This is a genomic window from Klebsiella planticola ATCC 33531 (assembly GCF_000735435.1).
Taxonomy (GTDB): domain Bacteria; phylum Pseudomonadota; class Gammaproteobacteria; order Enterobacterales; family Enterobacteriaceae; genus Klebsiella; species Klebsiella planticola.
The window spans coordinates 1-15,754 of sequence record NZ_JMPP01000030.1 but is presented as its reverse complement, the minus strand read 5'-3'; the positions used below and the strand labels follow the sequence as shown (position 1 = coordinate 15,754).

Genomic DNA, 15,754 nt, shown 5'->3' with positions numbered 1-15,754 from the left:
ACTCCGTTGATCCTGAGCTGAATTAAAACAGTTTGTAGACGATATTCAGAATGGTCAGTAAACCCACCGTGGTGACGAACACGTTATCCAGCCGGCCGCGATATTTCGCCAGCGACGGCGCTTTACGGATGGCATACATCGGTAACAGACACAATAGTGAGGCAATAATTGGCGCGCCCATCGCTTCAATCAGGTCGAGGATATTTGGGTTGGCATACGCCACCACCCAGGTGGAACCCATAATAAAGACCATGCTGATGGTGTTGAGCTTGCGGGTAGAAACTTTGGTTTTATCACCTTTATAGCCGAACTTGAGAACCAGTCCGTTCAGCCCTTCGAGGGTACCGAGATAGTGGCCGAAGAACGATTTGAAAATAGCCACCAGGGCGATAATCGATGCGCCGTACTCCAGTACCGTTGCAAAGGTCGATTTGCTGCCGGACATGGAGGCAAAGTGGTTCGCCAGGTAAGAGAGCACCGGAATGTTCTGCGCTTTCGCATCCGCCATGTTTTCCGGCGACAGCGTGAACAGGCAGCTGAAGGCGAAGAACATCACCACCGCTACCATCAACATACTGGCGCGGGAGATAATCTGCGAACATTTGCGCTCGGTAAAATCGCGGCCGTAATCCTTTTCATACTCTTCCCGCTTAGAGACCACAAACGAGGAGACAATCGGCGAAAAGTTAAAGGAGAAAACCATGATAGAAATCCCCAGCCACACGGTCACGAGGATGCCATCGTGCCCGGTTAAGGCGATATCACTGAGGTTCACCTGATCGATAACCGCAGAGTTCCAGTAGGGAATCAGCGACAGGGAAATCAGCACCAGGCTGGCGATGAACGGAAAGACCAGGAAGCTCATCACTTTAACCATCAGATCCTTACCGAACCAGATGACAAACGCCATCAGCAGCAGCAGGAACAGCGCCACAAAGCCGCGGTTCAGCGCCGGCATCTGCAGCTGGTTTTCCCAGAAGGTCATAAAGGTGTTGGTAATGGTGACGCCGTAAATCCACAGCAGCGGGCAAATGGCGAAGAAGTAGAGGAGCGTGATGACCACGCCACCCGTTTTCCCGAAATGCTCTTCCACCGTCTCGGTGATGTTACCGGAGGCATTCGAACCGGACAGACAGAGCCGGGCCAGCGCCCGGTGGCAATAAAAGGCGATCGGATAGGCTAAAACCAGCATTAAAAGAATCGGGATTAAACCGCCAAATCCGGCGCGAATGGGGAAAAAGAGCACCCCGGCGCCGATGGCCGTACCAAATAATCCCAGGGTCCACGTGGTGTCCGATTTACGCCAGGATGACTGTCTTGTCTCGCTGGATACAATGCTATCAGTAGTACTCATATCCTGTCCTCAACATAAGATTAAGCGTCAACTAAACCAGTAATTTGCGAAACGCGAGAAAGATCGATATTGCCACCAGAAATAATGCTGACGGTTTTCCGGTTCTGAATATAGCTATCTAACTTCCCGCTTAATAATGCGGCGCAGGCTAACGCCCCGGCGCCTTCAGTAATAACTTTATTGCGCTGAATTAATGCGATCATGCTATTACGGATTTCATCTTCACTAACCAGAACAATATCATCGACGAGTTCGCGAACGATTTCGTAAGTGAGATTTCCCGGACGTGAAACATCGCAGCCATCGGCCAGGGTGCCGGTCGTTCGGTGACTGGTAATCGCGCCGGCGTAATAAGATGCGGCCATACCGTGGACATTTTCTGATTGCACGCCAATAATTCGAATTGTCGGGTTAATCGATTTAATCGCTACCGCGATCCCGGCAATCAGACCACCACCGCCGATGGGCACAATCACATTATCGACATCATAAAGATCTTCCATGATTTCCAGACCAATGGTCCCCTGCCCGGCAATAACTTTGGCATCGTCATACGGAGGAATAAATATGCGACCTTCCATTTCGACAATTTCGCTGACTTTAGCGATGGTGTCATTGAAGTTGTCACCGTGGAGGATCACCTCCGCCGAATAATCACAGGTGGCGGCGACCTTGGATTTCGGCGCTCCTTTTGGCATCACCACTTTGCCGTCGATTCCCAGCATGGCGCAGGAGAGCGAAACCCCTTGCGCATGGTTGCCGGCGGAACATGCCACCACGCCCTTACGCTTTTCAGCTTCGCTGAGTGAACTGAGTTTGTTAAAGGCGCCGCGGATTTTAAACGACCCGGTGCGTTGCATATTCTCAAACTTGAGGAATATTTCACCTTTACAGCGCTCGCTAAAATAATTAGAGCGCGGCATGCCTGTTTTATAAATCTTTCCTGCCAGTCTTTTCTTTGCTTCGAGGATATCGTCAATGGCAACCGGGAGATCGTATGTAATGTGCATTATAGCCTCTTAACTGGATATCAAATAATAATCCCGTCATGTTTCAAAGCGTATTTATCCCGGCAGGATTATGTTCCCGCCAACGCTACGATTTGAATTATTCAGGGTATAGTTAGCCGGTACCACCGGCTGATAATCAGCGCGATGATATGAATTTATAACCAAGAATAAATCTGTTTAACTAATCAACTTCAATTAATTGTCTTTTTCTGCAACCGCCAGATGCTGAATATTCTTTTGCTAATTCCACCAATACCGAGGCGGCATTTTTAATGCGGTAATTCTTTGACCAAATTGCCGCATAGCGGGCAACGGGTAAGGCTTCGGTAATCGGGATGGTAATAAACTGGTTGGAGCCAAAGGGCGTCGTCATATCGCAAGGAATAACTGTCAGGAAATCAGCATTGAGAACAAGATTATAAATTGTGACGACGGAGTCGGTTTTAACGATGTTTTCACTGTTGATGCCGCTGCGCTGTAGCGTGGTGAGGAGTTCACTGTAGTAACCCATGTTGGTTTGCGGCAACACCCACTGTTCGTTCTGCAACGACGCCAGCGTGGTGGTGCCGGTGCATGTTCGTGACTTGCTGGCCACCAGCACAAACTCCGATTCAAACAGCGGCTCCACGTGCAGATCGTGGAGCTTCATTTCATCACTCAGCGTGCCAATGGCGAAATCAAGCCGCCCGTCGCGAATGGCCGGCAGGAACGAGGAGAGCTGCGCTTCGTACATCGATACCTGGGCTTTAGGAAACACTTTCTTGAACTTGTGAATCATGTCAGACATAAAGGTGAAGCCAATCAGCGACGGAAAACCGAACGAGACGTCGACGACCGTGTTACAGGTCATGCTGTGCATTTCATTGACCATATTTTTCATTTCACGGGTAATGGATTCCGACCAGGACAGCAGCACCTGACCGGTATTGGTCAAGGTGACGCCGGTATTTTTACGCACCACCAGCTCCGTGCCAAAATATGCCTCAATGTCATTAATGATCTTACTCACTGCGGGCTGAGTTAATCCTAATTCTTTTGCTGCCGAGCCGATGGAACCGCTTCTGATAACTTCCTGGAAAACGACCAGGTGCTGTGTTTTTGGCAGAGGAATCGTATTCATATCAACCTGCTTTAATTATCTTTTCGACGCGGTGAAGTGTACCAAATGGCGATCGCAGGGTTATGTGAGACCACTCACAAACACCTCTGACAGATATTTCCCTGACCAATTCACACAGAAATAAATACAATAATATCAATGCATTAGTAATTAAATGTCGATTTTTTGCATGATTTTCGTCAAAAAAAGATGCGGGGATAACAATATTTTATGGGGATAACAAAGGCTAATTTTTGAGCTATTTTGAAAGAAGTTAAACATGATATTTCAACCTTCAGCGTGCAATTATTCAGCGATATTGTTATGCAACTGTTAGTGTAAAAAATAAAATATAATGAGAAATCAGGTTTTTCTTTTTTTAAAAATCGTATGGGGTCACACTTTTCGCCCCTGGTTGTTTGTAAAAGTATCTTTCATTCATTATTGCGCAAAATAACAGACACAACGCATTAGCATTTTGCATACAATTTTAACTCTGCATTTTTCATAATTTTTAGCACGTAATTTCTTGATTAAAATCAAATGTAACTTTTCATACGACAAAAACTTTCATCCATAGACGTTTGTGCCATACATCACAAATTCTGAAATCAATATTCTGCGCCTCCCCCTTTCATCGCGCCAAACGGCAGCAGAATCGTCGTTTTCGCCACGCCTGCAGAACAAAAACGCGCCCTGTGCGGCCGGGCCAGATAAAAACTGCGTTCTGGTGGGACAGAATTGAACAGATTCCAACTATGCAATTGCGAATAACGTATTTGCCCTCCCCATAGCCGCTCTGTAATTTGTATTTTATTCGTGCCGCCGTAAAAGCCATAAATTCTCAATAAATTCAGAGTGCTACAATTCCCCATGATCAGATTAGAAAACATTCACAAGACCTATCCCGGCAGCGCGCATGCGGCAATACGCGGCCTTAACCTGATGATTAATAACGGTGAATTCTGCACATTTGTCGGCCCCAGCGGATGCGGCAAAACCACAATCCTGCGCATGATTAATCAACTCGATAAACCGGACGCCGGCAGCGTTTATGTCCAGGGCGTTAACATCGCGCAGGCCGATATCATTCAGGTGCGGCGTAAAATTGGCTTTGTCATGCAAAGCGCCGCGCTGTTTCCCCATCGTACCGTGGCGCAAAATATTGCCACGGTCCCTCGCCTGCTGGGCTGGCGTAAAGCGCAAATTCGCGCCCGCATCGATGAACTGGTGGACTTAATGTCGCTAGACCGTCATCTGCTGGCGCGCTACCCGCATCAGCTCTCCGGCGGGCAGCAGGGACGCGTCGCCATTGCCCGGGCGTTAGCCGCCGATCCGCCGATTCTGCTGATGGACGAACCCTTCGCCGCCATTGACCCGGTGGTCCGCGAGCGTCTGCAGGATGAGCTATTGCTTATTCAGCAGCGCCTGCACAAGACCATCGTGCTGGTGACGCATGACATCAATGAGGCCATACGGCTGGGAGATAAAATCGCCATCTTCCAGGAGGGGGGCGTGCTGGCGCAGTGTGATACGCCGGACCGGATTCTGGCGCACCCGGCGAGCGAGTTTGTCCAACGCTTTATCGGTCCCGAACCCAACCTCAAGCGGCTGGGGATGATTCAGGTCGGCCAGCTACCGCGACATGATGTCACGCTGGTTGACGAAGGTTTATCCCCGATAGCCACCGCGCATCCGACGGTCACCAGCCCGCTGCGGCTGGTGCTGGATAAAGAACGCCGTCCCGTCCACTGGTTCGACCCGGATAAACGCGTCACGCTGCCGATTGTTCAGCCGCTGCAGGCCCTGAATACGCTGCGTTTTGCCTATAGCGCGCTGCTGGATGCACCGGGGGGCGTGCTGGTGCACGTGGACAGCAATGGTCAATATCAGGGCACCATTTCTCATGCCCTGCTCCAGCATGTGCTGGATGGCCACGTGGAAATTCGCCGCTATGATTGACTGGCAGTGGATGGTTGACAACAAAATCCTGATTGGCGAACTGCTGTGGCAACATACGCAGCTGGTCTGCATCTCGCTGTTTTTTGGCACGCTGTTAACGGGCGCGCTGCTGGTCGTAACGCTACGCTGGCCCGCCACCGCTCAGCCTTTGATTTATCTTTGCGGGGTCATCTTTACTATCCCGTCGCTGGCGTTATTTATTCTGTTACTGCCCTTTACCGGCCTGTCGCTGACGACCTCGGTCATCGGCTTAACCATCTATTCACTGTTGATCCTGCTGCGTAACGTTATCGCCGGTATCGAAAAACTGCCCGCCGCCGTGCTGGAGTCGGCGCGCGCACTCGGCTACACGCGCCACTACCGGTTTATGGATATTGAGTTACCTCTGCTGGTGCCCTCTCTGTTTGCCGGTCTGCGGATTGCCTCCGTGACGCTGGTGGGGCTGGTCACCGTCACCGCGCTGATTGGCCAGGGCGGTCTGGGGCAATTGCTGCTGGCGGGCTTTAATCAGGATTTTCTCACTCCCATTGTTGTCAGCCTGGCATTAAGCCTCGTGCTGTCGTTTTTACTGGACTCGCTGATCGCCCACGTCGGCTATTGGCTCACGCCCTGGGCACGCTAATGGATATATTACTGGCCACCGTCCGCTGGTTTTCACAACCCGAACACTGGTTCGGCGATGCGGGTATTTTACTGCGCCTGCGCGAGCATATTTATTATGTGCTGATCAGCATCGCTTGCTCATCGGCCATCGCTTTGCCGCTGGGTATTGCCCTCGGCTACTGGCGGAAAGGCGCCTTCCTTATTATTAATCTGTTTAATATTGGCCGCGCCATTCCCTCATTAGGGCTTATTTTGCTATGCATTATTTTATTTGGTTTTAATGATGTGCCGGTTTTTGCCGCGCTGGTGGCCATGTCGATCCCCCCCGTGCTGACCAATACCTGGGTCGGTATTTATCATGCCGATCGCCCGCTTTGCGACGCCGCCACCGCGTTGGGAATGACGCCATGGCAAAGCCTGTGGCAACTGCGTATCCCGCTGGCGGCGCCGCTGATTATCGCCGGGCTGCGCACCGCGCTGGTACAGCTGATCGCCACCGCCGTGGTCGCCGCCTACGCCGGCCTGGGCGGTCTGGGGCGCTTCCTGATCGACGGTCTTGGTCAGCGCGATATTCCACAGGTTATTGCCGGGTCGCTGGTAGTCTCGCTACTGGCTATCGGCAGTGAACTGCTGTTCAGCTGCTGTAGCCGGAAATGGAGTCATACCGCCATCGCACCAGAGTATTAAACAACAACCACAACCATAAATCATCTGCATATAAAGAGGCACTATGAAGCATATATTGGGGTTCCCTGTTAACGCCCGACGGTTCCGTTTATCTCTCCTCGCCGCCGGATTATTCAGCTTGAGTTTTAGTGTACTGGCAGAAAGCGTAACTATCGGCGGAGCCAATTTTACGGAGAGCTCTATTCTCGCCAATATTTACGCCAGCGCGCTAAAGAAAAAGAATATCGAGGTCAAAACCCGGCTTAATCTCGGCAACCGCGAGATTATTCTGCCGGCGCTAAAGAGCGGCGAGATTGATATTGTGCCGGAATATCTTGGCGCCCTGCTTAACTATTATGACGGGAAAACCCTGGCTACGCGCCAGAGCGACGTGAGCGCCGAGCTGGCGAAAGTATTGCCCGCCGATTTCACGCTGCTTGACCCCTCCCCGGCCACGTCGATTACCGCCTGGGCGGTACGCGCGGACACGGCAAAGAAATACCAGTTGACGAAACTGTCCGATCTTCAGCCTATCGCCCATCAACTGACCATCGGCGGGCCGCCGGAGCTGGCGGTGCGCGCACTCGGCTTACCGGGGCTCAAGCGCGTCTACGGACTTGAGTTTAAGGCGGTGAAATCGCTGGATATGGGCGGGCCGCTGACTCGTCTGGCGCTGAACTCCGGCAAAATCGACGTCGCCACGGTGGTCTCTACCCAGGGCAATCTGGCCAAAGAGGATTGGGTGGTCTTAGCCGACGATAAGCACGAACAGCCCAGCCAGAACGTCGTGCCGCTGGTGCGCAAAGCCAGCCTGTCGGCGAACGTCAGCAGCGTGCTCAATGCGGTCTCCGCCAGACTCGACAATGCGGCGCTGATTGCGCTGAACCAGCAGGTGGATCTTCAGCATAAGGACCCGGCGGCCGTGGCCGAACAATGGGTTAATGCTAACCTGACGACCCCTTAATCATCCGGCCAGGGAGTGGCCATCAGCCAAATGAGCGCGACGATGTCTAAAAACCCGATGATTCTGAATCTGTTCTTCTTCAATCCCCAGGGCGATTATCGCTTCTCCTGGCGTCACCCGCAGGCGCCGGGAAAAGAAATTTTTACCCTTAGTTATTATGCCGAACTGGCCAGGAAAGCCGAGGCGGCCACGCTCGATGCCATTTTTATTGCCGATCATATTGCTATCTGGGATACGGTGCCCAGCGGTCTGACCCACTACGCCAACGCCCGGCTGGAACCCATCACCCTGCTCGCCGCGCTGGCGGCCGTCACCGAGCATATTGGCCTGATGGGGACGGCGTCGACGTCGTATAACGAACCCTACAACCTTGCACGCTACTTTGCCTCGCTCGATTTCCTGAGTAATGGCCGGGCAAGCTGGAATATCGTCACCTCGTGGCTGGAGGAAGAGGCGGCCAATTTCGGCCTCCGGCAGCTGCCCCGGCACGACAACCGCTATCAGCGCGCCGGTGAATTTATTGATGTCGTCACCCGGCTTTGGGACTCCTGGGAAGAGGATGCCGTCCTGTACGACAAAGCGAGCGGTCTGTTTGCCGACAAACAGAAAGTCCATCACCTCGACCATCACGGCGAATTCTTTAACGTTCGCGGACCGCTGAACGTGCCGCGCCCGCCGCAGGGCCATCCGCTGCTGGTACAGGCCGGATCGTCGGAGGCAGGGAAAGAGCTGGCGGCAACCTGGTCAGATATGCACTTCGTGTTTATTAAATCCGTTGCAGAGGGGCTGCGCTATCGCCAGGAGATGAACCAGCGGCTGCTGGCGAAGGGACGTGACCCGGCACACTTCAAAATCATCGCCGGCGTGCTGCCGGTGGTGGTGAACTCCAGTGGCGAAAAGGAGGCTCGTCAGCAGCTCAACAACCGGTTGATGAGCGATCGAATGGCCATCGACCTGCTCTCTTCCTACCTGCGTATGGACCTCTCGACCTGCGCTGTCGACCAACCGCTGCCGCCGCTGCCGGATGAAGAGACGTTTGACGGCATTCGCACCGCGCTGCGGCTGATCCGCGACTACGACCCGGCGCTGACCATACTGGAACTGGGCCGCTTACTGCTGCAAAGCTCCGATAGCTGGCTGCTGATTGGCAGCGCAGAAGAGGTCGCCAACGGGCTTATCGAGATCTGGCGCGCCGGCGCTGCCGATGGATTTAACTTGATGTTCCCGCTATTGCCTGGCGATTTTGACCGTTTTGTCGAGCAGGTGGTGCCGATTCTTCAGCGCAGCGGTGCCATGAAAAAGAGCTATCCGCCGGGTACGCTGCGGGAAAAACTGGGCTTGCCGAAGGCCGATAACCGCTTTGCCCGCTAGCAGGCGGCAACCTACGCGACGCCTTGACCGGAGGAGGTCAACCTTCTCCGGTCTGTCAAAGTTGCGTCACGCCCAGTTGTCGCGCCTCTTCGCGCCACGCCAGCAGTCTGGAATAGGGCTCCCGGGTCACCGGGCTGAAACCACAGATAAACTGCGCGTCGCAGCGCTCCCGATATTGCGCATCGCTGACCAACTGCCGCAGCGCCGATCGCAAACCGGCCAGGGTTTGCGCTGTCGTTTGCGGCCCGGTAATCAGCGGCAGCCCTGGCGCCGACGGCGTCTGGCCGATAACGCACAACCCCTCCAGTACCGCAGGTTCATGGCGCGCCAGCAGCGCCCAGCTAACGCAGTCGATGGCGGCAATATCGCCCGCCCCCTGCTGTAAGCCGAGCAGCGACTGTCGGTGGCTGCCGCTGAAATTGACCCCGGAAAAAAAGCGCCCCTCGTGGGCGAGCGGAGCCACCATTTTCAGTAAGACGTTATAACCTGACTGCGAATCGGGCGAATTGCAGATCGCCCGCCGCCCACGGAAATCGGCGAGCGGCCGCGCGTTATCCGCCTTACGGGCCACCAGCAGGCTGCGGTAATCAATCCCTGCGCAGCCGGGCGCCGAATAGTGAAAACAGCCCACCGTCTGAACCTCCGGCAGCAGCGTCGCCAGCGGGTAGCCGCAGGTCTGGCTCAGCAGCAGATCCGGCTGACGCCAGTGCGAAAGTAAGTCCGTCGGCGGCGACGATGGTGAACTCACGGCAATGCCTCGGGCGAGCAACAGCTCCCGCACCGCGGCTTCTAACGCCTGGTTCTCCGGCGGGTGAAGCGCATACATCGGCAAATTCACGCTATGACTCATCACTTTCTCCCGCCTGCTCTCCTGCCCGGGAGGCTTTCCCGATCCCCGGATGGGCGTTCACCGCCACCGCGCTGAAGAAAAAGGCGCGCAGCCACTCACCATAGCCGCGCACCACGAACCCGTGATTACGCTGCTGGTAGCGCTCCCGCTCCAGCAGATAGAGTTTTCTCAGACCGTACCACGGTACGCCGGGCAGATCATGATGCACGGAGTGGTAGTTCAGGTTCAGAAACAGCAGCCGCCACAGCAGCCCGGCCTCATTGATGACCGAGCGCGCCAGCGGGTCGTCAGCGGCCCGATGCTCGAGGAAGGAGCGAATTTTGGTCAGCGCCAGCGCCGGGTAGCTGATGACCACCACGAAATAGAGCGGCGAAAAATCACAGCGTGCCATCCACGTCAGGAGTGCGGCCAGCAATCCGCCGTGAACCAGCCACATGATCATCGCTTTCCCCTGGCGATAGCGAAAGGCGTTCACCGCGCTGGCGAGCGTTTGCACAATATCCAGCAGCGGGGCCAGCAGCAGACGGCCGAAAAACGTATTGCGCAGATGTATCACTTTACGCTGCCAGGGCGAGAAACGGCGCCAGCTTTCGGCGCTAAAATAGTAGGATTCGGGGTCATCCACCGGCAGCGTCAGCCGGTCGTTATTGTGGTGCGCCAGATGCGAATCGCGATAAAGCCCGTAGGGATACCACACTGCCAGCGGTAGCGTGCCCAGCAGCTGATTACACCACCGCCAGGGCGTCGGGTGGCCGTGGATCAGCTCATGCTGCAACGACATGTACCAGGCGGTAAACCAGATGAGCAGCACGGTCGCCGGGAAAAGCCCCAGCGTCTGCCAGTAGATCAGGGTCATAAACCAGCCGCTGTAGACCGCAATAATTAATAGCCAGGTGGGTAATTCGCTGCGCCACAGCCAGCGGCGGGAAAGCTGGCGAATCAGATCGCGCTGCTGCTGATGCAGATACTTCGACGAGTGCTGTGTCATCACTACCGGTACTCTCTCCGCGTAACTTTTTGCCTCCAGAAGATGAGAGAAAACGCGGAAAATAACAAAGTATTTAAATCACTTAGCTTTGCCAGAAAATGATGATGCGCGCACTTTTCTGCCCGGCGGGATAGCGCCCCCGGCCCCCATGAGACGCCCGCGCCGCCCGCAGGCCGAGAACAGGTATTCCACGGCGTGCGGCGGATAAAAACGGCTATCGTCTCTTGACATAACAGTATAATGTTAACGACCGGATCCCGTCCGAACGCTGCTGAATGCGCCAGCGCTTTTGGCTAATGAGACAGGACCTGAGCTCCGTGTGAAAGCGCGTAAACCGAGCGAATGAGAGCATCGCCCGGTGGGGGCCTGAAACGGCTCGCGGAGTATAAGACCTGAAGATCAACATTCTTTGACTCGCCTGATGCGGTCATTTTACAGGAGTATGCCATGCCATCGTTAAACGTCGCCTTTATCAAAGCTAACTGGCACAGTGACATCGTCAGCCAGGCGCAGAGCGGTTTTCAGCAGGAGCTGGACCGTCAGCAGGTTGATTATTCGCTCGACAGCTGGGATGTCCCTGGCGCATTTGAAATGCCGCTTCTGGCGCAGAAGCTGGCAAAAAGCGGACGCTATGATGCCATCGTGTGCGCCGCGCTGGTGGTCGATGGCGGTATCTATCGCCATGACTTTGTCGCCCAGGCCGTGGTCAGCGGTCTGATGCAGGCCCAGCTGGCCACCGAAGTCCCGATGTTCTCCGTCTCTCTGACGCCGCACAACTTCCAGCCTGCCGACGAGTTCATCGATTTTTACAGCCAGCATTTCATCAAAAAGGGTCAGGAAGCCGCCAGAGCGGTACTGCAGATCCACAACTTGCCGCTGGCGAAAGAGTGAATCAACGCCTTTAACCGCGTGGTCCGCTAACGATGAGCCCCCGCCGGCGGTCCTTTGCGTGGGCTCATCCGCGACGCACGGTGCGGGCGGTGCTGAATTGCGCCGGCGGCCTACTTCATCAATGCCTGAAACTGCGGATTAAACTCATCAAAGATCGGCAGTGCGGCAGCGCCGAGGGCGGCGGTGTCGGTGCCCGTCATCCCCATTTTCACCCGCATTGCCGGGAGATAACGCCCGCGCACCGACTGATACAGCGGCGGCAGGCGGGCCAGCACTTTCTCCAACAGCGGCGCGGGCATCATGCCGCCGACCACCACCGTTTCCGCATCGAAAACGCATTCCAGCAAATTAATGGCCTGGCGCAGCGACGGTAACGCCGTCTCCACCCAGCGATCGAACAGCGACGCCTCCACCGCCAGCAGGTCCTCGGGCAGCGCCCGGTAGGGGTCGAGACCGCAAAACTCATAGGCCGCCTGCAGAGAAACGTAGCGTTCAAGGCAGCCCTGGTTACCGCAGTAACAGGCGCGCCCTCCCGGTTGCACCACGATATGCCCGACCTCTCCGGCGTTGTGGGCGTGGCCGGTATAGATATGGCCGTCGGTGAAGATCCCGGCGCCAAGCCCGGTGCCGATATACAGATAAACAAACGAATTCAGCTGGCGCGCCACCCCGTGGAAGCGCTCGCCGATAGCCGCCACCGTGGCGTCATTCTCCAGGGTGACCGGCAGACCGCTTATCCGCTCCAGCTCCGACGCTACATCCACCCCCTCCCAGCCGTTGAGAGTGGTCGGCCCGGTCGAAGAAATGCCCTCCACGCCAAACGGCCCAGGCATCACTACGCCAATGCCCAGCACCCGACTCCAGTCGAGCCCGGGCAGCGCTTTCATCTCCTGCACCACCTCGGCAATGCGGGCAAAGGTGGCACCAGGTTGGGGCTTTTGCACCAGAATGAGCCGGCGGAAATGGATCTCGCCGGTGAGATCCACCAGCACGATGATCAAGGTTTGATGGTCGAGATGGATCCCGATGGACCACGCGCTGGCGGGGTTGAGGCTCACCGGCACCGCCGGCTGACCGCGTCCTGCGGCGCGACGCGGTTCATGGCTGGTGAGCAACCCCATCTGCTGTAGCTCGGCGACAATATTGGAGACCGTTTGCGGCGTCAGCGCGGTAATTCGCGCCAGCTCCGCCCGGGTCAGCGTACCGTGCAGACGCACGGCCTCAATCACCACCCGCCGGTTGTGTACTCGCGCGTGTTCAAGGTTCGTTCCCGAGGTTTTCATTCCGTCCCTTCCTGGTCGCATCATGCTGCAATTCTAGCCAGCGTCACAATTCGCGCAACGACATTCTCCTCCCCCCTTTCGGGTGGCATAAGCTTTGCTACGCTTATGCTAAGGGCCACGAATGACGTTTGGGCCGTATTGTCGCCCCGATTAAATCAATCAAATTGATTTAATAAATCATATCCCTCTTTTCAGTACCGCGGAGAGCAACATGAACGACTACAGTGCATTTCGGGTTAAAGCCGGTCTGCTGGCTATGCTGGTCATCAGCGGGAGTGCGGCGGCGGCCACCCAGGTTAACGCCCTGTTTATGACCCAGGCGGCGTACAGCGAAAATGACATTCGCGCCATGACCGCCGATTTCGAAAAACAAAACCCGGATATCAAAATCAACCTTGAGTTCGTCCCCTACGAAGCGTTGCATGACAAAATCGTTGCCGCACGCGGAGCCGGCGGCAACGGCTACGACGTGGTGCTCTTCGATGCCATCTGGCCTGCCGAATTTAGCCACTTCGATCTCCTGCAGGATGTCTCGGCACGTATTCCCGTCGCCGAACGGGAGAAGGTTTTCCCCGGCGCCATGAATACCGTGGTTTACAAAGGCAAAACGCTGGGCATGCCGTGGATCCTCGACACCAAGTATCTTTACTACAACAAAGCGATGCTGGACAAAGCCGGGATCAAGCAGATGCCGACCACCTGGCAACAGGTGCTGGACGACGCCAAAATCATCAAGGATAAAGGTATCGTTAAATACCCGCTGGTGTGGAGCTGGTCGCAGGCAGAAGCGCTGGTGTGCGACTACACCACCCTCGTCTCCGGGTTTGGCGGGCAGTTTTATCAGAACGGCAAACTGGACTTTTCCACTCCGGCGTCGTTGAAAGCAGTTACGCTGATGAAACAATCGCTGGATGACGGGTTAAGCAATCCGGCCTCCCGTGAATATCTGGAAGAGGATGTGCGCAAGGCCTTCTCCAACGGCGACGCGGCATTTGCCCTGAACTGGACCTATATGTACAACATGGCCAACGACCCGAAACAAAGTAAGGTAGCGGGCGATGTCGGCATTATGCCGGCCCCCGGCGATACGCCGGACAAACCCGGCGCGGTGAACGGCTCAATGGGGTTAGGCATTGCCAAAGCCAGCCAGCATCCGGAACAGGCGTGGCAGTATATTCACTATCTGACCTCGCAACCGGTGCAGGATAAATATGCGAAGCTGAGCCTGCCGGTGTGGAAATCCTCCTATCAGGACCCGGCGGTGGCGAAAGGTCAGGAGAGCCTGATCGCCGCAGCGGATAAATCGCTGAACGTGATGCTGTCGCGTCCGGAAACCGCGGACTACTCGCGCCTCTCCAACGCCTTACAACAGCAGCTTCAGGCCGTTCTGCAGGGCAAGGCCGCCCCGGATGCCGCGATGCAAGCCGTCGACAAAAGCGCGGCGCGCCTGCGTTAAGGACATTTGATGCTGAGTTTGCAACAACGCGAGCAGCGTCAGGCATGGGTGCTTCTGGCACCCATGCTGATCGTGATGTTTCTGCTGACGGCCTGGCCGCTGGCGCGCACGCTATGGCTGAGCTTTACCGACACCGCGCTGGTGGGCAATGGCGATGTGACGAATTACCTCTGGCTGGATAACTATCTGTATGCGTTAACCGACCCGGATTTTCGCGCCGCCTTCGCCCGCACCCTCTACTTCACCGTGGTCTCTGTCGCCATTGAAGGGGTTATCGGCGTGCTGGTGGCGCTGTTGCTCAATCAGCCATTTTTCGGACGCAATATCCTGCGGGTGCTGGTCATTTTGCCCTGGGCGCTGCCGACTATCGTTAACGCGATGATGTGGCGGCTCAACTTCAACCCGGACTACGGCAGTATTAACGCCTTGCTCAGTCAATGGGGCATTATCGACGGTTACCGCAGCTGGCTGGGGTCGCCGGACTCGGCCCTCAACGCGGTGATGCTGGCGGATATCTGGAAGAACTATCCGCTGGTCACCCTGCTGGTGCTGGCCGCGCTGCAATCCATTCCGGAGGATTTATACGAAGCGGCTCGCCTTGACGGCGCCTCGTCGTGGCGGCGTTTTCGCGCCATTACCTTCCCGGCGATCGCCGCCCCGCTCGGCGTGGCCCTGGTCCTGCGCACCATCGATGCGTTTAAGGTCTTCGATATCATCTACGTAATGACCCGCGGCGGGCCGCTGGACAGTACCCGCACGCTGAGTTTCTTCGTCTACCAGGAGTCCTTTAGCTACCTGCGGGCGGGCAGCGGCGCGGCCTACGCCATCCTGATGACCCTGATGTGCGCCCTGCTGATCGCCCTGTATCTGTTTATGCTGCTGCGTCAGCGCCGCCGGAGCACTCATGATGAAACGTAAACTGCGTATTCTGCTGCGCTACCTGGCGGCCCTGCTGGTGGCGCTGTCGATCCTGGCCCCCATGGCGTGGCTGTTTTTGATGAGCGTCAGCGCCGCGGCCGATCTGACCCGGGTGCCGCTGGAGTGGCTGCCGCGTCAGTGGGACTTCAGCCGCTACGCCCGTCTGCTGTCGCTGCAGCCCGGTGAGCCCGGCGCGCTGTTTCTCCCCGCCCTGCGCAACAGCCTGCTGGTTGCCGCTGGGGCGACGCTGGTGTCGCTGCTGCTGGCGGTGCCCGCCGCCTTCAGCTTCTCGCGCTACCCCGGACGCGACGGCTGGCTGTACGCCGGGCTCGGCATCTA

The 15,754-nt window shown here is 56.0% G+C and carries 15 protein-coding genes; 9 read left to right on the top strand and 6 right to left on the bottom strand.

From position 1 onward, the window contains the following. Window positions 1-22: 22 nt before the first annotated feature. From tdcC to tdcA, 3 genes are all read right to left on the bottom strand, one after another. The gene (gene tdcC / locus GRPL_RS11550) at window positions 23-1,354 is read right to left on the bottom strand and encodes a threonine/serine transporter TdcC (protein ID WP_032699420.1); all 1,332 of its coding nucleotides are present in this window, start codon (window positions 1,352-1,354) and stop codon (window positions 23-25) included. A 20-nt stretch (window positions 1,355-1,374) separates the two neighbouring features. Continuing rightward, window positions 1,375-2,364, bottom strand: a complete 990-nt coding sequence (tdcB, locus tag GRPL_RS11555) for a bifunctional threonine ammonia-lyase/L-serine ammonia-lyase TdcB (protein ID WP_032687049.1) — start codon at window positions 2,362-2,364, stop codon at window positions 1,375-1,377. A gap of 181 nt (window positions 2,365-2,545) precedes the next feature. Beyond that, window positions 2,546-3,484: a transcriptional regulator TdcA gene (tdcA, locus tag GRPL_RS11560; RefSeq protein WP_032695243.1), complete on the bottom strand. Its 939-nt coding sequence runs from the start codon at window positions 3,482-3,484 to the stop codon at window positions 2,546-2,548. An 852-nt stretch (window positions 3,485-4,336) separates the two neighbouring features. On the opposite strand from tdcA, the gene GRPL_RS11565 reads away from it, so the two are divergent. From GRPL_RS11565 to GRPL_RS11585, 5 genes are read left to right on the top strand one after another with little or no spacing between them, the layout of a single operon-like run. Next, the gene (locus GRPL_RS11565) at window positions 4,337-5,425 is read left to right on the top strand and encodes an ABC transporter ATP-binding protein (protein ID WP_032687047.1); all 1,089 of its coding nucleotides are present in this window, start codon (window positions 4,337-4,339) and stop codon (window positions 5,423-5,425) included. Then, a complete protein-coding gene (locus GRPL_RS11570; protein WP_032687046.1) occupies window positions 5,418-6,047 on the top strand; it encodes an ABC transporter permease in 630 nt (209 codons plus the stop codon). Before GRPL_RS11565 ends, GRPL_RS11570 begins: the two co-directional genes overlap by 8 nt. Further along, entirely contained in the window at window positions 6,047-6,715 is a 669-nt protein-coding gene (locus GRPL_RS11575; protein WP_032687044.1) for an ABC transporter permease, read from the top strand. Before GRPL_RS11570 ends, GRPL_RS11575 begins: the two co-directional genes overlap by 1 nt. 43 nt (window positions 6,716-6,758) lie before the next feature. After that, window positions 6,759-7,658: an ABC transporter substrate-binding protein gene (locus GRPL_RS11580; protein ID WP_032695244.1), complete on the top strand. Its 900-nt coding sequence runs from the start codon at window positions 6,759-6,761 to the stop codon at window positions 7,656-7,658. A gap of 42 nt (window positions 7,659-7,700) precedes the next feature. After that, window positions 7,701-9,029 (top strand): LLM class flavin-dependent oxidoreductase, encoded by a 1,329-nt coding sequence (locus GRPL_RS11585; protein ID WP_032687042.1) that lies wholly within the window; start codon window positions 7,701-7,703, stop codon window positions 9,027-9,029. Window positions 9,030-9,084: 55 nt separating this feature from the next. Here GRPL_RS11585 and GRPL_RS11590 read toward each other — a convergent pair whose 3' ends face one another. Next, on the bottom strand, window positions 9,085-9,879 hold the full coding sequence (locus tag GRPL_RS11590; RefSeq protein ID WP_032687041.1) for a phosphate/phosphite/phosphonate ABC transporter substrate-binding protein: 795 nt from the start codon (window positions 9,877-9,879) through the stop codon (window positions 9,085-9,087). Next, complete coding sequence (locus tag GRPL_RS11595; protein ID WP_032687040.1) at window positions 9,869-10,867, bottom strand: fatty acid desaturase; 999 nt, start codon at window positions 10,865-10,867, stop codon at window positions 9,869-9,871. The genes GRPL_RS11590 and GRPL_RS11595 overlap by 11 nt, the downstream gene beginning before the upstream one ends. 447 nt (window positions 10,868-11,314) lie before the next feature. On the opposite strand from GRPL_RS11595, the gene GRPL_RS11600 reads away from it, so the two are divergent. Continuing rightward, on the top strand, window positions 11,315-11,758 hold the full coding sequence (locus GRPL_RS11600; RefSeq protein ID WP_032695247.1) for a 6,7-dimethyl-8-ribityllumazine synthase: 444 nt from the start codon (window positions 11,315-11,317) through the stop codon (window positions 11,756-11,758). A gap of 110 nt (window positions 11,759-11,868) precedes the next feature. Here the strand turns inward: GRPL_RS11600 and GRPL_RS11605 are convergent, their stop codons facing one another. After that, window positions 11,869-13,041, bottom strand: a complete 1,173-nt coding sequence (locus GRPL_RS11605) for an ROK family transcriptional regulator (RefSeq protein WP_032695249.1) — start codon at window positions 13,039-13,041, stop codon at window positions 11,869-11,871. Window positions 13,042-13,252: 211 nt separating this feature from the next. Between GRPL_RS11605 and GRPL_RS11610 the strand changes: the two genes are divergently transcribed. The 3 genes from GRPL_RS11610 to GRPL_RS11620 form a co-directional block, all read left to right on the top strand. Then, a complete protein-coding gene (locus GRPL_RS11610; RefSeq protein WP_032699419.1) occupies window positions 13,253-14,497 on the top strand; it encodes an extracellular solute-binding protein in 1,245 nt (414 codons plus the stop codon). A gap of 9 nt (window positions 14,498-14,506) precedes the next feature. Beyond that, window positions 14,507-15,415, top strand: a complete 909-nt coding sequence (locus GRPL_RS11615; protein ID WP_032699418.1) for a carbohydrate ABC transporter permease — start codon at window positions 14,507-14,509, stop codon at window positions 15,413-15,415. Next, window positions 15,405-15,754: ABC transporter permease family protein (locus GRPL_RS11620; RefSeq protein ID WP_032699460.1), on the top strand; the 350-nt coding region annotated here is incomplete at its 3' end. The genes GRPL_RS11615 and GRPL_RS11620, both read left to right, overlap by 11 nt.